The sequence below is a fragment of the Mesorhizobium sp. B2-7-3 genome (assembly GCF_006440715.1).
GTDB lineage: Bacteria > Pseudomonadota > Alphaproteobacteria > Rhizobiales > Rhizobiaceae > Mesorhizobium > Mesorhizobium australicum.
On the sequence record NZ_VFTY01000015.1, the window covers coordinates 70744 to 91006 of the forward strand.

Annotated in this window: 13 protein-coding genes; 11 read left to right on the forward strand and 2 right to left on the reverse strand. The window is 62.5% G+C overall.

The genetic code is table 11. The features are described 5' to 3' along the window. Nucleotides 1–82: 82 nt before the first annotated feature. From FJW04_RS27090 to FJW04_RS27135, 10 genes are all read left to right on the forward strand, one after another. Nucleotides 83–1099, forward strand: a complete 1017-nt coding sequence (locus FJW04_RS27090) for a sugar ABC transporter substrate-binding protein (RefSeq protein WP_023771510.1) — start codon at nucleotides 83–85, stop codon at nucleotides 1097–1099. Between the two features lie 159 nt (nucleotides 1100–1258). Beyond that, nucleotides 1259–2320, forward strand: coding sequence for an ABC transporter permease (locus tag FJW04_RS27095; RefSeq protein WP_015318693.1), 1062 nt, complete (start codon nucleotides 1259–1261; stop codon nucleotides 2318–2320). Beyond that, nucleotides 2317–3099, forward strand: a complete 783-nt coding sequence (locus FJW04_RS27100; RefSeq protein WP_023771512.1) for an ATP-binding cassette domain-containing protein — start codon at nucleotides 2317–2319, stop codon at nucleotides 3097–3099. The genes FJW04_RS27095 and FJW04_RS27100 overlap by 4 nt, the downstream gene beginning before the upstream one ends. 134 nt (nucleotides 3100–3233) lie before the next feature. Then, nucleotides 3234–5696, forward strand: coding sequence for a glycogen/starch/alpha-glucan phosphorylase (locus tag FJW04_RS27105; protein ID WP_140717811.1), 2463 nt, complete (start codon nucleotides 3234–3236; stop codon nucleotides 5694–5696). Between the two features lie 71 nt (nucleotides 5697–5767). Further along, a complete protein-coding gene (gene glgB, locus FJW04_RS27110; protein WP_140717813.1) occupies nucleotides 5768–7981 on the forward strand; it encodes a 1,4-alpha-glucan branching protein GlgB in 2214 nt (737 codons plus the stop codon). Nucleotides 7982–8032: 51 nt separating this feature from the next. Next, the gene (glgC, locus tag FJW04_RS27115) at nucleotides 8033–9298 is read left to right on the forward strand and encodes a glucose-1-phosphate adenylyltransferase (protein ID WP_015318689.1); all 1266 of its coding nucleotides are present in this window, start codon (nucleotides 8033–8035) and stop codon (nucleotides 9296–9298) included. Nucleotides 9299–9400: 102 nt separating this feature from the next. Next, nucleotides 9401–10846: a glycogen synthase GlgA gene (glgA, locus tag FJW04_RS27120; RefSeq protein WP_140717815.1), complete on the forward strand. Its 1446-nt coding sequence runs from the start codon at nucleotides 9401–9403 to the stop codon at nucleotides 10844–10846. Between the two features lie 3 nt (nucleotides 10847–10849). Continuing rightward, a complete protein-coding gene (locus tag FJW04_RS27125; RefSeq protein WP_140663200.1) occupies nucleotides 10850–12478 on the forward strand; it encodes an alpha-D-glucose phosphate-specific phosphoglucomutase in 1629 nt (542 codons plus the stop codon). A gap of 16 nt (nucleotides 12479–12494) precedes the next feature. Next, nucleotides 12495–14492 carry a glycogen debranching protein GlgX gene (gene glgX / locus FJW04_RS27130; RefSeq protein ID WP_140717817.1) on the forward strand — a complete coding sequence of 666 codons (1998 nt, stop codon included), beginning with the start codon at nucleotides 12495–12497 and terminating at the stop codon, nucleotides 14490–14492. Continuing rightward, nucleotides 14492–16126 (forward strand): alpha-glucosidase family protein, encoded by a 1635-nt coding sequence (locus tag FJW04_RS27135; RefSeq protein ID WP_140717819.1) that lies wholly within the window; start codon nucleotides 14492–14494, stop codon nucleotides 16124–16126. Before glgX ends, FJW04_RS27135 begins: the two co-directional genes overlap by 1 nt. Before the next feature lie 28 nt (nucleotides 16127–16154). Here FJW04_RS27135 and FJW04_RS27140 read toward each other — a convergent pair whose 3' ends face one another. Then, nucleotides 16155–17909 (reverse strand): TadG family pilus assembly protein, encoded by a 1755-nt coding sequence (locus FJW04_RS27140; RefSeq protein ID WP_140663196.1) that lies wholly within the window; start codon nucleotides 17907–17909, stop codon nucleotides 16155–16157. Then, the gene (locus tag FJW04_RS27145; RefSeq protein ID WP_083883080.1) at nucleotides 17910–18356 is read right to left on the reverse strand and encodes a TadE/TadG family type IV pilus assembly protein; all 447 of its coding nucleotides are present in this window, start codon (nucleotides 18354–18356) and stop codon (nucleotides 17910–17912) included. A 282-nt stretch (nucleotides 18357–18638) separates the two neighbouring features. Between FJW04_RS27145 and FJW04_RS27150 the strand changes: the two genes are divergently transcribed. After that, on the forward strand, nucleotides 18639–20231 hold the full coding sequence (locus tag FJW04_RS27150; protein WP_140618621.1) for a peptide ABC transporter substrate-binding protein: 1593 nt from the start codon (nucleotides 18639–18641) through the stop codon (nucleotides 20229–20231). Nucleotides 20232–20263 lie beyond the last annotated feature (32 nt).

Sequence of the window (20263 nt, forward strand, 5' to 3'; positions counted from 1 at the left end):
CGCCTGGATGCCGTGCGGGTGCCGGTTGGCCGGCATTCGAAAAATGTTCCACTGGGAGGAAATCGTGACCAATACAAAATTGTTGAAGTCCACCGTTTTCGCGGCGGCCGCGCTGGGTCTGATGGCGTTCGCTTCGTCTGCGTCCGCGGCCGGCGTCGGCGCCTGCCTGATCACCAAGACCGACACCAATCCGTTTTTCGTCAAGATGAAGGAGGGCGCGACCGCCAAGGCCAAGGAACTTGGCGTCGATCTCAAGACTTATGCGGGCAAGATCGACGGTGACAGCGAGAGCCAGGTGGCGGCGATCGAAAGCTGCATCGCCGACGGCGCCAAGGGCATTTTGATCACCGCGTCCGACACCAAGGGCATCGTGCCGACGGTGAAGAAGGCGCGCGATGCGGGCCTGCTGGTGATTGCGCTGGACACGCCGCTCGATCCGATCGACGCCGCCGACGCGACCTTCGCCACCGACAATCTGGAGGCCGGCAAGCTGATCGGCGCCTGGGCCGCCGCCACGCTCGGTGACAAGGCCAAGGACGCCAAGATCGGCTTCCTCGACCTGACGCCCTCGCAGCCGACCGTGGACGTTCTGCGCGACCAGGGCTTCATGATGGGCTACGGCATCGACGTGAAGGACCCCAACAAGATCGGCGATGAGACCGATCCGCGCATCGTTGGCCATGATGTGACGAACGGTAACGAGGAAGGCGGCCGCAAGGCGATGGAAAACCTTCTGCAGAAGGACAACACCATCACCGTCATCCACACCATCAATGAGCCGGCCGCGGTCGGTGCCTACCAGGCGCTCAAGGCTGTCGGCCTCGAAAGCCAGGTGCTGATCGTCTCGGTCGACGGCGGTTGCCCCGGCGTGAAGTCGGTCGCCGAAGGCGTCATCGGCGCCACCTCGCAGCAATATCCGCTGCAGATGGCCGCACTTGGCATCGAGGCGATCGCCGCTTTCGCCAAGGACGGCACCAAGCCGAAGCCGACCGAGGGCAAGAACTTCTTCGACACCGGCGTCAACCTCGTCACCGACAAGCCGGCGACGGGCGTCAAGTCCATCGACACCAAGGAAGGCCTCGCCAAGTGCTGGGGCTGATACTGGCCTGACCGGCAACGGAACCGATGCGACCGGGGGGACTTGATCCCCGGTCGCATCGGGTGGACGATGCATCACTGTAAACGCGATTAATCCCGGCGACAGACCGGAAGGCGTGGACGGCGTCAGCGTGTGGCTGAAGCCCTACGGGGAGGAAACATGGCTCAAGCTCAGGAATTCGAGAAGGTTCTCTCGGCCAGCGATACAAGTGTAGCCGCTTTTGACGAGCACAAATCAGCCGTCAAGCGCATCCAGCATTTTCTGCATTCGACGCCGGCGGCGGTGCCGCTGATCGTGCTGCTTCTGTCGATCGTCATCTTCGGCATCACGATCGGCGGGCGGTTCTTCTCGTCCTACACGCTGACACTGATCCTGCAGCAGATCGCCATCGTCGGCATTCTCGGCGCCGCGCAGACACTGGTCATTCTGACCGCCGGCATCGACCTGTCGATCGGGGTGATCATGGTGATTTCGGCCGTGATCATGGGCAATTGCGCGGTCAGCTACGGCATGCCGAGCGTGCTCGCCGTGGCGATCGGGCTTGCCGCCGGTGCGGCTTGCGGGCTGCTGAACGGGCTGCTGGTCGCCTATATGAAGCTGCCGCCCTTCATCGTGACGCTTGGCACCTGGAACATCGTCATGGCCACGAACTTCATCTATTCGGCCAATGAGACGATCCGCGACACCGACGTCGACAACCAGGCACCGCTGCTGCACCTGTTTGCCCTGAGCTTTAAGGTCGGCACGGCGGTGCTGACGCTCGGCGTCATCGCCACGGTCGTGCTCGTGCTGGTTCTTTGGTACGTGCTCAACCACACCGCATGGGGCCGTCATGTCTACGCCGTCGGCGACGACCAGGAGGCGGCGAAGCTGTCGGGTATCCAGACCAAGAAGGTGCTGATGACGGTCTACACCCTTGCCGGGCTGATCGCCGCTTTCGCGGCCTGGGTCTCCATCGGCCGCAACGGCTCGATCTCGCCGTCCGCCGCTGTTACCGACTACAATCTGCAGGCGATCACCGCGACTGTGATCGGCGGTATTTCTCTCTTCGGCGGCCGCGGCTCCATCCTCGGCACGCTGTTCGGCGCGATGATCGTCGGCGTCGTCTCGATGGGCCTCAACATGCTCGGCGCCGATCCGCAATGGAAAGTGCTGCTCACCGGCGTGCTGATCATCGGCGCCGTCGCCATCGACCAATGGATCAGAAAGGTTTCGGCATGACCCAGGAACCCATCCTCACCGCGCGCGGTCTGGTCAAGCGCTATGGCCGCGTCACCGCTCTCGACAATGCCGATTTCGACCTTTACCCCGGCGAAATCCTTGCCGTCATCGGCGACAACGGCGCCGGCAAGTCGTCACTCATCAAGGCGATTTCCGGCGCGGCCGTGCCGGACGAAGGCGAAATCCGGCTTGAAGGCAAACCCGTCTCCTTCAAGTCGCCGATGGAAGCCCGTGAAGCCGGCATCGAAACCGTCTACCAGAACCTGGCCTTGTCGCCGGCGCTTTCGATCGCCGACAACATGTTCCTCGGCCGCGAGATCCGCAAACCCGGCTTCGTCGGCCAGTGGCTTCGCATGCTGGACCGTCCGGCAATGGAAAAGCGTGCCCGCGACAAGCTCACCGAACTAGGCTTGATGACCATCCAGAACATCAGCCAGGCGGTGGAGACCCTGTCGGGCGGCCAACGCCAGGGCGTGGCGGTGGCCCGCGCCGCCGCCTTCGGGTCGAAGATGGTCATCATGGACGAGCCGACGGCGGCGCTCGGCGTCAAGGAGAGCCGCCGCGTGCTTGAACTGATCCTCGACGTGAAGAAGCGCGGCCTGCCGATCGTGCTCATCTCGCACAACATGCCACACGTCTTCGAGGTGGCGGACCGTATCCACATCCACCGTCTGGGCCGTCGACTGTGCGTCATCGACCCCAAGCAATATACGATGTCCGACGCCGTTGCCTTCATGACCGGAGCAAAAGCACCCCCGGAGGCGGCATTGGCGGCCTGACTGCCAACTTGCCGCAGGGTAAGTAGATGATGGCGATTCTCTAAATCGATTGAAAAGATGTTGCAATGCACTAGGATGGGCTGGGAGAAACGGTGAAAGCCGGTATGATCAGGCCAAACCGAACGAGAGGCGATATGACATCCGCCATGACGATCGAAGCCCCCGCTCTCGACGATCCCGATCCCAAGACGCTTGCTGAAGAAGTCTTGATGTCCCTGAAGTACCGGGTCGGCAAGGACACCACCGTCGCGACCCAGTACGACTGGCTGACCGCCACGATCAAGGTCGTGCGCGACCGCGTCGTCGATCATTGGATGCAGGCGACGAAGGAAGCCTACGACCAACAGGAAAAGCGCGTCTATTACCTGTCGCTCGAATTCCTGATTGGGCGTCTGATGCGCGACGCCTTTTCCAACCTCGGCCTGATGGAGAACATGCGTGAGGCGCTGTCGTCGCTCGGCGTCGATCTCGACCTGATCGCGGCGCTGGAACCGGACGCGGCCCTCGGCAATGGCGGCCTTGGCCGGCTCGCCGCCTGCTTCATGGAAAGCATGGCCACCGTCGACATCCCCGCGCATGGCTACGGCATCCGCTATGCCAACGGCATGTTCCGCCAGGAAATCCACGATGGATGGCAGGTCGAGTTGCCCGAGACTTGGCTTGACCACGGCAACCCCTGGGAATTCGAGCGGCGCGAGCGCTCCTTCGAAGTCGGTTTCGGTGGTTCGGTCGAATCGATCACCTCGAAGGACGGCCGCCTCGAACGCCACGTCTGGAAGCCGAGGGAGCATGTGCTTGCGGTCGCCTATGACACGCCCGTGGCTGGCTGGCGGGCCAAGCGCGTCAACACGCTGCGCCTTTGGTCCGGCATGCCGATCGACCCGATCCGGCTCGACAAGTTCAACGCCGGCGACCACATCGGGGCGCTGGCCGAAAGCAACAAGGCCGATGCACTGTCGCGGGTGCTCTATCCAGCCGATTCCCACATGGCCGGCCAGGAACTCAGGCTTCGCCAGGAATACTTCTTCTCCACCGCTTCGCTGCAGGACATCCTGCAGCGCCATCTCAGCCAATATGGCGATCTCAAGTCTCTGCCCGACAAGGCGGCGATCCACCTCAACGACACCCATCCGGCGATCGCCGTGCCCGAGCTGATGCGGCTCTTGATGGATGTCCATGGCATGGATTTCGATCTCGCCTGGGATGTCACCAAGCGCACCTTCGGCTACACCAACCACACGCTGTTGCCAGAGGCGCTGGAAAGCTGGCCGGTGCCGCTGTTCGAGCGGCTTTTGCCCCGCCACATGCAGATCGTCTACGCCATCAACGCGCAGGTGCTGCTCGAAGCCCGCGCCACCGATCAGTTCTCGGACGAGCAGATCAGCCGTATCTCGCTTATCCAGGAGAATGGCGACCGCAGGGTGCGCATGGGCAATTTGGCCTTTGTCGGCTCGCATTCGATCAATGGCGTGTCGGCGCTGCACACCGAGTTGATGAAGGAGACGGTCTTCGCCGACCTCCACAAACTTTATCCCGATCGCATCAACAACAAGACCAACGGCATCACGCCGCGGCGCTGGCTCATCCAGTGCAATCCAGGCCTCACCGCGCTTGCCCGCGAGGCGATCGGCGACCGCTTCATGGATGACATCGAAGCGATCAAAGGGCTTGATCCCTTAGCCGACGACACCGCCTTTCGCGAAAAATTCGCCGCCGTGAAACGCCAGAACAAGGTGAGGCTTGCCAATCTGGTCGCCGATCGCCTTGGCATCAAGCTCGACCCTTCGGCGCTCTTCGACATTCAGGTCAAGCGTATCCACGAATACAAGCGCCAGCTGCTCAACATCCTCGAAGCGATCGCGCTCTATGACCAGATCCGTTCGCATCCCGAACGCGACTGGATGCCACGCGTGAAATTCTTCGGCGGCAAGGCCGCGCCCAGCTACCATAACGCCAAGCTGATCATCAAACTGGCCAACGACGTCGCCAGGGTGATCAACAGCGACCCTTCGGTGCGCGGCCTGCTGAAGGTCGTGTTCGTGCCGAACTACAATGTCAGCCTGGCCGAGGTGCTGATGCCAGCCGCCGATCTTTCCGAGCAGATCTCGACCGCCGGCATGGAAGCCTCCGGCACGGGCAACATGAAGTTCGCGCTGAACGGCGCGCTGACCATCGGCACGCTCGACGGCGCCAATGTCGAGATCAAGGAGCATGTCGGCGACGACAATATCTTCATCTTCGGCCTCACCACCGAAGAAGTCGCCGAGCGGCGCAACAATGGCTACAATCCGCGCGGCGTCATCGAGGCATCGCCCGAACTGGCGCAGGCGGTTGCGGCCGTTTCATCGGGCGTCTTCTCGCCCGATGATCCCAATCGCTACCGCGACCTCATCAATGGCCTCTATGACAGTGACTGGTTCATGGTCGCGGCGGATTTCGACGCCTATGCCGCTTGTCAGCGCGAGGTGGACGCTGTCTGGCGCAACAGCCCGGACTGGTACGCGCGCGCCATCCGCAACGTCGCGCGCGTCGGCTGGTTCTCCTCCGATCGCACGATCCGTCAATATGCGAAAGAAATCTGGAACGTACCCGTCTGATATGATTGCATAAGGCCACGAACGATGGCCGCAAAAACAAACACTTGGTGCCCGGGGAGGGCGACCGCCTGATGAGGAAGCCGCGCGCGACCGCTGCGACAAGCGGGCCGGACGGACTGGCGCCAGCCAGCGATGTCGAGGCGATTGTCGCCGGTACGCACGGCAATCCCTTTGCGGTTCTCGGTGTCCAGGAGGCCGGCAAGAGCCTGTTCGCACGCTGCTTCGTTCCGCACGCGGAGTCGGTTACGGCCTACACCCTGACCGGCGTCGAGGTCGGCGAATTGACCAGGCGCGACGAGGCCGGATTCTTCGAAGGCAAGCTGTCGATCAAGAATCGTCAGCCGCTGCGCTACCACGCCCGCAATGCCGGCGGCGACTGGTGGCTGACCGACCCCTATTCGTTCGGTCCGGTACTCGGTCCGATGGACGATTACTACATCGCCGAGGGTTCGCACCTCAGGCTGTTCGACAAGCTCGGCGCGCATGTCATCGAGCACGAAGGCGCGTCCGGCGTGCATTTCGCTGTATGGGCCCCAAATGCCAGGCGCGTTTCGGTGGTCGGTGACTTCAACGACTGGGACGGCCGCCAGCATACGATGCGCGACCGTCGCGACACCGGCATCTGGGAGCTGTTCATTCCCGATATCGGTGCCGGCCGGCCCTATAAATATGAAATCATCGGTCCCGATGGCGTGAGGTTGCCGCTGAAGGCCGATCCGTTCGCCTTCAAATCAGAGCTGCGCCCGGCAACCGCCTCGGTGACCGCGATGCCGCCGGCGCATGCATGGGGTGACGAGGCGCATCGCAATTTCTGGCGCAACGCCGACCCTCGCCGCGAGGCCATCTCGATCTACGAGGTCCACGCCGGGTCCTGGCAGCTTGGCGATGACGGCTCCTTCCTGTCATGGGATGAACTGGCCGACCGGCTGATCCCCTATGTAATCGAGACCGGTTTCACCCATATTGAATTCCTGCCGATCTCCGAGCATCCCTATGATCCCTCCTGGGGATACCAGACAACCGGCCTCTACGCGCCATCGGCCCGCTTCGGCGATCCGGACGGCTTTGCCCGCTTTGTCGACGGCGCCCACCGTGCCGGCGTCGGCGTCATCCTCGACTGGGTGCCGGCGCATTTTCCTGTCGACGAGCACGGTCTGGTCCATTTCGACGGCACCGCGCTCTACGAGCATGCCGACCCGCGCAAGGGCTTCCATCCGGACTGGAACACCGCGATCTACAATTTCGGCCGCCGCGAGGTGGTGTCGTTCCTGGTCAACAACGCGCTGTTCTGGGCCGAAAAATACCATGTCGACGGTCTTCGCGTCGATGCGGTCGCCTCGATGCTCTACCTCGACTATTCGCGCAAGGCCGGCGAATGGATCCCCAATGAGAAGGGTGGGCGCGAAAACCTCGAGGCGGTCAGCTTCCTGCAGAAGATGAACAAGGAGGTGTACGGCCACCATCCGGGCGTCATGACCATCGCCGAGGAATCGACGTCATGGCCAAAGGTCTCGGCGCCTGTCCATGAAGGCGGGCTGGGCTTCGGCTTCAAATGGAACATGGGCTTCATGCACGACACGCTGGAGTATTTTTCCAGGGAGCCGATTTTCCGCAAGCATCACCACAACGAGCTGACCTTCGGCCTGACCTACGCCTTCTCGGAGAATTTCGTGCTGCCGCTCTCGCATGACGAGGTCGTGCACGGCAAAGGCACGCTGCTGGGCAAGATGGCCGGCGACGACTGGCAGAAATTCGCGACCTTGCGTGCCTATTACGGCTTCATGTGGGGCTATCCCGGCAAGAAGCTGCTGTTCATGGGCCAGGAATTCGCGCAGCGCCGCGAATGGAGCGAAGCGCGCGCGCTTGATTGGGACCTGCTCGATTTTCGCCCGCATCGCGGGGTCTGGCAGACGGTGCGCGACCTCAACTATCTCTATCGTTCACGCCCGGCCCTGCATGGCCGCGACTGCGAGCCTGAAGGGTTTTCCTGGATGATCGTCGACGACAGCCAGAATTCGGTTTTCGCCTGGGTGCGCAGCGCTCCCGGCGGCGATCCGGTCGCCGTCATCTCCAATTTCACACCGGTGCCGCGCGACAATTATCGTGTGCCGCTGCCGAAGGCCGGCAAGTGGCGCGAGATCATCAACACCGACGCTTCCGAATATGGCGGTTCCGGCATGGGCAATGGCGGCATGGTCGAGGCAAGGGCGGAGGGCAAGGGCATCTCGGCAACGATGCTCCTGCCTCCGCTGTCGACGATCATGCTTGAACTCGCTGCCGACTGAACTCGTTAAGACTGGTTAGCGCATCGATACGAGTAACTTGGGAGGGTATAAATGGCAGACTTGAAGAGAACGCAGCCGCTGGCCCGCGACGCCATGGCCTACGTGTTGGCCGGCGGGCGCGGCAGCCGCCTCAAGGAACTGACCGACCGGCGCGCCAAGCCCGCGGTCTATTTCGGCGGCAAGACACGCATTATCGATTTCGCGCTCTCCAATGCGCTCAACTCCGGCATCCGCCGCCTCGGCGTCGCCACCCAATACAAGGCGCATTCGCTGATCCGCCACCTGCAGCGCGGCTGGAACTTCCTGCGGCCCGAACGAAACGAGAGTTTTGACATCCTGCCGGCCAGCCAGCGTGTGTCGGAAACGCAGTGGTATGAGGGCACGGCGGACGCCGTCTACCAGAACATCGATATCATCGAGGCCTATGGCCCGGAATACATGGTAATCCTGGCCGGCGATCACATCTACAAGATGGATTACGAGATGATGCTGCGCCAGCATGTCGATGCCGGCGCCGATGTCACGGTCGGCTGCCTCGAAGTGCCGCGCATGGAGGCGACCGGCTTCGGCGTCATGCATGTCGATGCCAAGGACAACATCATCGCCTTCGTCGAAAAGCCGGCCGACCCGCCCGGCATTCCGGGTAACCCGGAATTCGCCTTGGCCTCGATGGGCATCTACGTCTTCAAGACCAAGTTCCTGATGGAGCAACTGCGCCGCGACGCCGCCGAGCCGGGCTCCAGCCGCGACTTCGGCAAGGACATCATCCCCTATATCGTCACGCACGGTAAGGCGATCGCGCACCGCTTCACCAAGTCCTGCGTGCGTTCGACCGCCGAGAACGAGGCCTACTGGCGCGATGTCGGCACGGTCGACGCTTATTGGGAGGCCAACATCGACCTGACCGACGTGACGCCGGAACTCGACCTCTACGACCGCGATTGGCCGATCTGGACCTATGCCGAACTGAAGCCGCCGGCAAAGTTCGTGCATGACGAGGACGGCAGGCGCGGTTCCGCCATTTCGTCGCTGGTCTCGGGCGACTGCATCGTCTCGGGCGCTTCGCTGAAGAAAAGCCTGATCTTCACCGGCGCGCGCATCAATTCCTATTCGACGCTGGAAGAGGTTGTCATGCTGCCCGACGTTCATGTCGGCCGGAACGCAAAGTTGAAGCGCGTCGTCATCGACCACGGCGTAAGGATACCCGAAGGGCTGGTGGTCGGCGAGGATCCCGTCCTCGACGCCAAGCGCTTCCGGGTTTCGGAAAAGGGTATCTGCCTGATCACACAGGACATGATCAACAAGTTGTCAACCTGAACAGGTGATCAACAAGCTGTCACTTTAGGGTGTTTTGTGCATGTCGTGGTCCAAACCGCACACGGTTTGGGCGGCATGGATGGGAAGCGGATCGTTAAGCGCATGCAGGTTCTGTCGGTCACGCCCGAAATCTTCCCGCTGATCAAGACAGGCGGGCTTGCCGACGTGACCGGGGCGCTGCCCATCGCGCTCGCGGCCAAGGGCGTGGCCATGCGTACGCTCGTTCCGGGCTTTCCCGTGGTGATGGGCGCCTTCAAGAAAAAGAAGGCCGTCTATCAGTATCCCCTACTGCAAGGCGGCAAGGCGTCGGTCCATGCCGTCCAGGTCGCCGGGCTCGATTTGTTCGTGCTCGATGCGCCGCATCTGTTCGACCGCCCCGGCGGCCCCTATGGCAACGCCTCGGGCGCGGACTGGCCGGACAATTGGCGGCGCTTCGCGGCGCTGAGCCAGGCCGGCGCCGATATCGCCGGGGGCGCCATCTCGGGCTACCTCCCCGACATCGTCCATGCCCATGACTGGCAGTCGGCGATGACGCTGGCCTATATGCGCTATGGCAAGGCGGTCGGCACGCCATCGATGATGACCGTCCACAATCTCGCCTTCCAGGGCCAGTTCGGGGCCGGCATCTTCGGCGAGCTCGGCCTGCCGGCCGCGGCGATGGCGCTTGATGGCGTCGAATATTATGGCGGCGTCGGCTTCCTCAAGGCTGGCCTGCAGGCCGCCTGGGCGATCACCACGGTGAGCCCGACCTATGCGCAGGAAATCCGTTCGCCGGAATTCGGCATGGGCCTCGACGGCCTTATCAATATGCGTTCCAGCGATCTCCATGGGATCGTCAACGGCATCGACACCACCATCTGGGATCCGGCAACCGACAAGCATCTGGTATCGACTTATACGGCCGAAACGTTGAAGGCCCGCGCGCCGAACAGGGCCGCCGTCGAGGACCGTTTCGGCCTCGACCGCGACGGCAGTCCGATTGTCTGCGTCGTCAGCCGCCTGACCTGGCAGAAGGGCATGGATATATTGGCGACGGTGGTCGATGGCATCGTCGCGACAGGCGCAAGGCTGGCCATCCTCGGCTCGGGCGACGCCGGCCTCGAAGGCGCGCTGCTGGCCGCGGCCGCACGCCATCGTGGCCGCATCGGCGTGGTCGTCGGCTATGACGAGGGGCTGTCGCACACCATGCAGGGCGGCTGCGACGCCATTGTCATCCCGTCGCGCTTCGAGCCTTGCGGGCTGACGCAGCTTTACGGCCTGCGCTATGGCTGCGTGCCGGTCGTCGCCCGCACCGGTGGCCTGGCGGACACCATCATTGATGCCAATGAAGCAGCGTTTGCCGCCGGCGTGGCGACCGGCTTCCAGTTTGCCCCCAACAATGGCGGCGCGCTGCTGCACGCGATCCGACGCCTGGCCGACGCCCACGCCAGTCCCGCAATCTTCGAAACCATCCAGCGCCAGGGCATGAAGACCGATGTGTCGTGGGATCGAAGCGCCGAAAAATACGTCGAACTCTATCGCCTGCTGCTTTCGAAAAGGGTTGCCTGAAGCATGATACGCACCGTTCCCACCAAGCCGTATTCCGACCAGAAGCCCGGCACGTCGGGCCTGCGCAAGAAGGTGCCAGTGTTCCAGCAGGAGCACTATGCCGAGAACTTCATCCAGTCGATTTTCGATGCGCTCGACGGGTTCAAGGGCAAGACCCTGGTGATCGGTGGCGACGGCCGTTTCTATAACCGGGAGGTCATCCAGAAGGCCATCGCCATGGCCGCCGCCAATGGCTTCGGCAAGGTGATGGTCGGGCAGGGCGGCATCCTGTCGACGCCAGCGGCCTCGCATGTCATCCGCAAATACAAGACCTTCGGCGGCATCATCCTCTCGGCCAGCCACAATCCCGGCGGCCCGCACGAGGACTTCGGCATCAAGTACAATGCCGGCAATGGCGGCCCGGCGCCGGAAAAGCTGACCGACGCCATCTTTGCCAAGACCAAGACGATTTCGAGCTTCAAGATCGCCGACATCGACCCGATTGACATCGATACGGTCGCGACAGTCGAGGCTGCCGGCATGACCGTCGAGATCATCGATCCGGTTACCGACTATGCCGAGTTGATGGAGAGCCTGTTCGATTTCGATGCGCTGCGCAAACTGTTCAAGTCGGGCTTCCGCATGCGTTTCGACGCCATGCATGCGGTGACCGGGCCCTACGCCAAGGAAATCCTCGAACACCGCCTCGGCGCACCGAACGGCACCTGCCGCAATTTCAAGCCGCTGCCCGATTTCGGCGGTCATCACCCGGACCCCAACCTGGTCCATGCCAAGCACCTTTATGATGAGATGATGGGACCGGACGCGCCCGATTTCGGCGCCGCCTCCGATGGCGATGGAGACCGCAACCTGATCATCGGCAAGGGCATTTTCGTCACCCCTTCGGATTCGGTCGCCATGCTCGCCGCCAATGCCCGCCTGGCGCCGGGCTACAAGGATGGGCTGAAAGGCATCGCCCGTTCGATGCCGACCAGTGGCGCGGCCGACCGCGTCGCTCACAAGCTAGGTGTCGGGATTTACGAGACGCCGACCGGCTGGAAGTTCTTCGGCAATCTGCTCGACGCCGGCATGGCGACGATCTGCGGCGAGGAAAGTGCCGGCACCGGTTCCAACCATGTCCGCGAAAAGGACGGTCTGTGGGCGGTCCTCTTGTGGCTCAACATCCTCGCCGCGCGCGGCGAAAGCTGCAAGCAGATCGTCACCGAGCATTGGGAGACCTATGGCCGGAACTACTACTCGCGCCATGATTATGAGGAGGTTGAGAGCGGCCGCGCCAATGCGCTGGTCGACGAACTCAGGGCCAAGCTCGGCTCGCTACCGGGCACCAGCGTGCGCGGCCTGAAGATCGCCAATGCCGATGATTTCGCCTATCACGACCCGGTCGACGGCTCGACCAGCGAGCACCAGGGCATAAGGGTGCTGTTCGAAGGCGGCTCGCGCGTGGTCTTTCGGCTTTCGGGCACCGGTACGTCTGGCGCGACCTTGCGCGTCTATATCGAGCGCTACGAGCCGGACAAGTCGAGGCACGACCTCGACACGCAGGAGGCGCTCGCCGACCTGATTTCGGCGGCCGACGACATTGCCGGGATCAAGAGCCACACCGGGCGCAACAAGCCGAGCGTCATTACTTGAGGGCGGTGGAGCGCTCTTGACCCAGCTCGGCCCCACCATCACCAGCGAAGGCATCCGCTTCGCCGCATGGTCCTCGTCGGCAAGACGGCTCTGGGTTTCGATCTTTGACGAGCAGGGAAACCGCGAACTCGATCGTCTCGAGCTGGCGTCGGAAGGCAACGGCGTCCATTCACTCTTTGTCTCCGGCCTGGCCGCGGGCGCGCGCTATGGCCTGCGCGCCGATGGCGACTATGCGCCCGAGCGGGGGCTGTGGTTCGACCCCGACAAGTTGCTCACCGATCCCTACGCCGTCGAAATCGACCGGGCCTACGCCTATCACTGGCGGCTCGCCGCGCGGCGCAATGAGGGCGCCGACACCGCGTCGCTGATGCCCAAGGCCGTGACCAAGGCCTCGCCCACGGCTCCACCGATCCTGCCGCCCCTGTTTCGCCCGGGCGGCCTGATCTACGAACTGAACGTCCGCGCTTTCACCAAGCTGCATCCGGATGTACCGCAAGAAAAGCGCGGCACGATCGCCGCTCTTGCCCATCCGGCCATCATCGAGCATCTGCAAAGGCTCGGCGTCTCCGCCGTGGAACTGATGCCGATCACGGCCTCCATCGACGAGCGGCATCTGCCGCCGCTCGGCCTGAGCAACGCCTGGGGCTACAATCCCGTCACCTTCATGGCGCTCGACCCGCGCCTCGCGCCCGGCGGCCTGACGGAATTGCAGGACACGGTCGCCGCGTTGCGCCGGGCCGGCATCGGCACCATTCTCGACCTGGTCTTCAACCACACCGGCGAAAGCGACAGGCTGGGGCCGACGCTCTCGCTGCGCGGCCTCGACAATAAGGCCTACTATCGGCACCGGCCGGATGGCGGGCTGGTTAATGACACGGGCACCGGCAACACGATCGCTTGCGACCATCCGGTGATGCGGGAAATGGTGCTCGACACACTTCGTCACTTCGTTCGCCAGGCCGGTGTCGACGGCTTCCGTTTCGATCTGGCCCCGGTGCTGGGCCGGGTCGATGGTGCCTTCGATCCGGAAGCGCCGCTGCTCCAGGCCATCACCCATGATCCGGTGCTTTACGACCGCGTGCTGATCGCCGAGCCTTGGGACATCGGGGCAAACGGCTATCAACTCGGCAATTTCCGGCCGCCTTTCCTTGAGTGGAACGACCGCTATCGCGACGATGTCAGACGCTTCTGGCGCGGCGATGCCGGCATGGTCGGTGCTCTCGCAACGCGCCTTGCTGGTTCGTCCGACGTGTTTAACAGGGCAGGGGAGCCGGCAAGCCACGGCGTGAATTTTATCGCCGCCCATGACGGCATGACGCTGGCTGACATCGTCGCCTATGAGCGCAAGCACAACGCGGCCAATGGCGAGCAGGACCGCGACGGCCATAACGAGAACCTGTCCTGGAACAATGGCGTCGAAGGCGAGACGGACGACACGGCGATCGTCAAGGCACGTTTCGACGACCAGCGCGCTCTGCTCGCCACGCTGTTCGCCTCGCACGGCACCATCATGCTGACCGCGGGCGATGAATTCGGTCGTACCCAGAAGGGCAACAACAACGCCTACGCCCAAGACAACCCCACCACCTGGCTTGACTGGGCAGGCCGCGATCAGAAGCTGGAGCGTTACGCATTCGTACTCGCGGCACTTCGCCAGGCGGTGCCCGCATTGTCGGACACGCGTTTCCTGACCGGAGAACCGATTGCGGCATCAGGCGTTCCCGACGTCGCTTGGCTGACCGAGACCGGTGAGCTGCTCGACGCGACCGACTGGAACGATACCAGCCGGCATCGCCTCGTCATGCTGCTTGGCGGCGAGGAAGGCAGGCTTGCCGTTCTGATCAATGGCGACCGCCGCCAATGCGTCTTCACCTTGCCGGCGCGGGAAGGTTTTCGATGGCATCCGGCGATCGAAACGCACGTGACTGACCTTGCGCGCCCGCTGCCGGGGCGCAGCGTCAATTTCATGATCGAGAGCCGAACCGGAAACGGCGGCGTCAGGAAGGGTTCGTGATGACCGGTGAGAGTTTGGGGCAGGGAGCCGAATGGTGGCGCGGCTGCGTCATCTACCAGGTCTATCCGCGCTCTTTTCAGGACACGACCGGTGATGGCAGCGGCGATCTCGGCGGCATTACGTCAAGGCTCGCTTATATTGCCTCGCTCGGCGTCGACGCTGTCTGGCTGTCGCCCTTCTTCAAGTCGCCGATGGCCGACATGGGCTATGATGTATCGGATTATCGCGACGTCGACCCGATGTTCGGCACATTGGCCGATTTTGATGCGCTGGTCGCCGAAGCCCACCGGCTCGGCCTGAAGATCATCATCGACCAGGTGCTGTCGCATTCATCCGACAAGCATGAATGGTTCATCGAAAGCCGGGCCAGCCGCGATAATGCCAAGGCCGACTGGTACGTCTGGGCCGATACGAAGCCCGACGGCGGCGCGCCCAACAACTGGCTGTCGGTCTTCGGGGGGCCGTCCTGGGAATGGGACGCGACCCGCCGCCAATATTACATGCATAATTTCCTCGCCTCGCAGCCAGACCTCAATTTCCACAACCCGGAAGTCCAGGATGCGTTGCTTGACACGGTGCGGTTCTGGCTCGATCGCGGTGTCGACGGCTTCCGGCTCGACACGGTCAATTACTATGTCCACGACCGCTGGCTACGCGGCAATCCGCCCTTGGCCTCGAGCGTCGCCGGCACCAACACGGAGACCAACACCTACCTCTATCAGGAGCATCTGTTCGACAAGACGCAGCCCGAAAACCTGGCGTTCCTGCGGCGCTTCCGTGCGTTGCTCGACGAATATGGCGACCGCGCAGCCGTCGGCGAAATCGGCGACGAGGGTCGCTCGCTGCAGACGCTCGCCGCCTACACCTCCGGCGGCGACAAGCTTCAGATGAGCTACACTTTCGACCTGCTGGGTTCGCAGTTTTCGGCGGCGCATGTGCGTGGCTGCGTCGAGGCCTTCGAAAGCGCGGTGGCCGACGGCTGGGTTTGCTGGGCGTTTTCCAACCATGACGTGGTGCGCCATGTCAGCCGCTGGATGCGGCCTGGTGGCGATCCCGATCTTGTGGCCAAATTCTCAATCATGCTGCTCGCCTGCTTGCGCGGCTCGATCTGCCTCTATCAGGGCGAGGAACTCGGCCTTGAAGAGGCGGAGCTTGCCTACGAGGATCTGCGCGATCCGGTCGGCATCCGCTTCTGGCCCGGCGTGAAGGGCAGGGATGGTTGCCGCACGCCGATGGTCTGGGAGGCCGACGCCGACAATGCGGGCTTCTCCACTGCAAAACCCTGGCTGCCTGTGCCGGCAAGCCATCGCGCCCGCGCGGTCGATATGCAGATCGGCGACGAGCAATCGGTGCTGTCGGCCTACCGCTCGGCGCTTGCCTTGCGCAAACAGCATCCGGCGCTGGTCGGCGGCTCGATCCGCTTTCTCGATACCGAGGGCGACGTGCTCGCCTTCATCCGCGAAGGCGGCGGGGAGACGTTGATCTGTGTCTTCAATTTCGCTGAGGAGCCGGCGACCTTGCCGTTGGTGGGTAATATCGGACCCGTCACGGCTATCTTCGGCGGGACCGCTTCTGTCGAGGAAAACACCCTCTCGCTGCCAACTCTCGGCTGCTTTCTCGGTCGGCTCGACTGATTGGCACTTCGGTTGTGGCTAGGCGGTCCTACTGAACGAGCACCGCCCGGCCGCAGGTCGCGCCGGTGACGCGCACGTCGGCCTGGCCGACACGCACACCAAGGGCTCCGAGCAAATTGTAAACCAACTCGTCGACCGGCGCCGCCACGCCGTTCAAGAGCGCAACCACTGCCGGCCGCACGGTGGAAAGCAAGGTATTCAGATTCAGCAGCGGCAAGCCCAGCAAATTGGTCGTCAGCGACAGATCAGTGATCAGGGAGGTCGTCAAAGACTGTGTCAGGTTTTGCGTGGAGACTGTCTTTATCGTTTTGGCGTCGATGTCGGCCTTGTTGAAGGTCAATGCGGTCGGCGCGTTGTTGGCCATTTCAAATGCCGCTGAGCCCGTCACTGAAAGTAGATTGATCAGAAGACTGACCTTTGCGATTTCAGTGTCGGAGAACGATTCCGGTTTGGTGAAATCGGCAAAGCCGGAGCTACTGCTGTCGGCCAAATGCGCTTCCACAACACCGGGGCGGGCAGAAACGGTGACCTTGATGCTGTCGGGACCCGTAGGACAGCTTATGTCGGTGAGTTTGGCTTCGGCGTAGGCGACTTCCACATGCAGTGGCAGGTTGACCGACACCAGAGTAATGCCCCCACCGACATTGCCGCCTGCGCCGCCGACTGTCGCGGCTACTTTGATGCGCGTCTGGGCGGTCCGCACGACAGTGCCGATACCATCGATCGCCAGCCAGGGCGAGGACTGCATCGGCTCGCCGATGGCGATGCTGAGTTTGGTGGAGAGCAGCCCCGGGATGGTGGCGCCGAGATCGATCGCGGCCTGGTTGGTACCGTTGGCGAGCACGGCGGCTGCCGTCAGCATGCCCATGGCGCTTGCGTCTACCCCAAGCCCGGACGGCTGTTGGCCGAGGCCCAGGCTGCCGACCGAACCAAGGTCGACAAGGCTGCTGAGCGGGATCTTGACGGTGCTGGTCGATTTGGAGGCGATGGTCTGCAGGGCGACCTTGGCCGTATTGCCGAGGCCGGGAACATTGGCCATGGCGGTAGCGATCTGGCCGACCGTCGCCTTCGATGCCAGAACGTCGGAATAGGTACCGGCCGTGATGTTCAGTTGCGTGGCGAGCGCACTGATGAAGGAAAGCACGCTCACATCCGCCGAGATCAGCCCGTTGTAGTCCATGACGCTGAGCGAGATGTTGCCGCCGAGAAGTCCGCTCAAAAGTGCGTTGAGGATGCCGCCATTGACGCTGAGCAACCGCGATCCGACCGAGAACGTCGCCAGCGGCGTCATGCTGGCCGTGGCCTGGGTGCCGATGACGGGAGTGGGGATCAGCGAACTTGCGAAATAGCGGTTCGGAATCTTTGCCAAAGTGACGCGGACGGCATTGTAAGGCGTCACACCCGCCTGGAAGCGCTGGCTGACATTGGCGGTCGATGAGGCATATCGGCCCTGCGTGACCGTCACCACCGTTTTGCCGGTGGCCGGGGCAATGGTCTGGCCCGAAGCTTGAACGACGACGCCCGGCATGCCGTTGTCGGTCAGTGTGGTGACGACCGCGGTGTTGACGTTGTTGATGTTCGAGGCGGCGGTAATCGCCGCCAGGTCGACCATCGCCTGGGCTTCCCGGCGCTCGGTATAGATGGAGGCTTCGTCAATGGCCACAGCCGCCAATGCCAATGCGACCGGCGCGCTCAATGCGGTCATGACGGCGAAGTTCGCCTTCCTGTCTCCCATCATCGACCGTGCAAGCCGGTCGATACCCTTGCCCGCCCGCCGCAGCATTCAGATACCCCCGACCCTGATCGTTGACTGACGCTTGATGGTCGTCCCTGGCATGGCTATGCCGGGGAACAGGTTCCAGATCGGCAGGTTGCGGGCATCGTAGGAGATGGACACCACGAACTGGCTTCCGTCGGCGATGCTGTCGTTGGCCTGGTAGGTCAGTTTGCTGGCGTCCACGAAGGGGTAGCCGCCGGCATTGTTGGTGAGATAGCTGGCCACGAGCGTCTGCCGCTCGGTCTGGTTCACCCCAGCGATGGCTGTTCGGGCAGCGTCGGCTGCAATTTGCTGGATCGAATTGGCGGCGCCAAAATAGATGCCGTACGCAACCATTCCGAGCAGAAGAAGGATGAAAAGCGGGGACAGCAAAGCGAACTCGACCGCTGAAGTTCCCGAATTGTTTGATCGGAACCGGCGCCTTCGAGCCTCGAAAATGGGGTGGTGAACCATGGCACCAGCATGCCCAAATTCGCATGCAGAAAGCGAAAACTCTGGGTGCAACCAAAGGGTGCGGTCGATTGAAAACGAATCTCTAATTTAGCCGTTGCTTTCTCTACAATGGGGATTGACTTAGGGTCAATCAGTACTCGGTTGAAAAGAGCTTACCTCCTGTCTAGTCTCCTGCCACCAGCCGCCGGAGGGAACCGGGGGCGCGCTCAAAGGAGCCAGTCATCGGCTTCGGGGCGTCAACACGTAAGGCGCGCCGATGGCAGCGCCGACAGGGAGAACTTCATGCTGAAAAACATGCTGAAGGCGACGGTATTCGCCACCACCATGGCCGTAACCGCCGGCGCATTCTACACGCCGGCTTTCGCGGAGAGTGTCTATAACAGGGGCACCGCCGCTGAATCGGAGTCGGTCGATCCGCACAAGACCTCGACGGTCTATGAAGCCAATGTGCTGCGTGACCTGTTCCAGGGATTGGTCATGCAGGACCAGAAGGCGAATCTCATTCCGGGCGCGGCCGAAAGTTGGACGGTATCGGATGACGGCACCGTCTACACCTTCAAGCTGCGCAAGGACGGCATGTGGTCTGACGGCAGCCCGGTGACGGCGGACGACTTCGTCTATGCCTTCCACCGGCTGGAAGATCCGGCGACCGGCGCCGAATACGCCTCGATGCTGTATCCGGTGAAGGGCGCGGAGGACGTCAACACCAAGAAAGGCAAGCCCGAGGACATGGGTGTCAAGGCGATCGACGCCGGCACCCTGGAGGTGACGCTGAAGGCGCCGACACCGTACTTCCTGGAGATGCTGACCCATCAGGCGACCTATCCGGTCAGCAAGGCCTCGATTGAAAAGCTTGGCGCCGACTGGATCAAGCCCGGCAATCTGGTTTCGAACGGCGCCTATACGCTGGCCGAATGGGTTCCCAACGACCACATGAAACTGGTCAAGAATCCCAAATTCTGGGACGCCGCGACCGTCAAGTTCGACGTGGTCAACTACATTCCGACCGAGGATCGCTCGTCGGCGATGAAGCGCTTCGAGGCCGGCGAACTCGACAGCTATGACGATCTGCCGACCGAACAGCTCGCCGACCTCAAGACCAAGTTCGGCGACCAGATCCATGTCGGGCCGTATCTCGGCACCTACTATTATGCCATCAAGACCGATAAGGCGCCGTGGAACAACCCCGAACTGCGTAACGCCATCTCGATGGCGATCGACCGTGATTTCATCGCCGAGAAGGTCTGGCAGAATTCGATGCTGCCCGGCTATTCGATGGTGCCCCCCGGCATCGAGGGCTACACGCCCGCAATGGCCAAATACGCCGACATGCCGCAGATCGACCGCGAGGACGCGGCCAAGAAGATCCTCGAGAAGCTTGGCTACACCCCCGAACATCCGCTGAAGATGGAAATCCGCTACAACACCTCGGAAAACCACAAGAACACGGCAGTGGCGATCCAGGAACAATTGAAGCCGCTTGGCGTCGACGTCACGCTGCTCAACACCGACACCAAGACCCACTACTCCTTCCTCGAGCAGAAGGGCGACTATGACGTGGCGCGTGCCGCCTGGATTGCCGACTATAAGGATCCAGAGACCTTCCTCGGTATCACGCGCAAGGCCAGCGGCAACAACTATTCCAACTACAACAGCCCGCAATACGAAGCGGCAATGGACAAGGCGGCGGCCGCGGGCGGCAAGCCCGAAGAGCGCATGAAGGACCTCTCCGCGGCCGAGCGCATCCTCATCGACGACGTCGGCCAGATCCCGCTTCTCTACTACAGCTACCACGACATCGTTTCCTCGAAGCTGCATGGCTTCGTCGACAATGTGATGGACGTGCATCCGTCGCGCTTCGTCAGCAAGGATTGATCCCTGGCCAAGCCGCCGCGCTCTAAAGAGCG

Excerpts from the sequence above, each read along its gene's own strand:
- FJW04_RS27095 (WP_015318693.1), top strand. The coding sequence starts at position 1,259 with ATGGCTCAAGCTCAGGAATTCGAGAAGGTTCTCTCGGCCAGCGATACA.
- FJW04_RS27100 (WP_023771512.1), top strand. The coding sequence starts at position 2,317 with ATGACCCAGGAACCCATCCTCACCGCGCGCGGTCTGGTCAAGCGCTAT.
- FJW04_RS27105 (WP_140717811.1), top strand. The coding sequence starts at position 3,234 with ATGACATCCGCCATGACGATCGAAGCCCCCGCTCTCGACGATCCCGAT.
- glgB (WP_140717813.1), top strand. The coding sequence starts at position 5,768 with ATGAGGAAGCCGCGCGCGACCGCTGCGACAAGCGGGCCGGACGGACTG.
- glgC (WP_015318689.1), top strand. The coding sequence starts at position 8,033 with ATGGCAGACTTGAAGAGAACGCAGCCGCTGGCCCGCGACGCCATGGCC.
- glgA (WP_140717815.1), top strand. The coding sequence starts at position 9,401 with ATGCAGGTTCTGTCGGTCACGCCCGAAATCTTCCCGCTGATCAAGACA.
- FJW04_RS27125 (WP_140663200.1), top strand. The coding sequence starts at position 10,850 with ATGATACGCACCGTTCCCACCAAGCCGTATTCCGACCAGAAGCCCGGC.
- FJW04_RS27135 (WP_140717819.1), top strand. The coding sequence starts at position 14,492 with ATGACCGGTGAGAGTTTGGGGCAGGGAGCCGAATGGTGGCGCGGCTGC.
- FJW04_RS27140 (WP_140663196.1), bottom strand. The coding sequence starts at position 17,909 with ATGCTGCGGCGGGCGGGCAAGGGTATCGACCGGCTTGCACGGTCGATG.
- FJW04_RS27145 (WP_083883080.1), bottom strand. The coding sequence starts at position 18,356 with ATGGTTCACCACCCCATTTTCGAGGCTCGAAGGCGCCGGTTCCGATCA.
- FJW04_RS27150 (WP_140618621.1), top strand. The coding sequence starts at position 18,639 with ATGCTGAAAAACATGCTGAAGGCGACGGTATTCGCCACCACCATGGCC.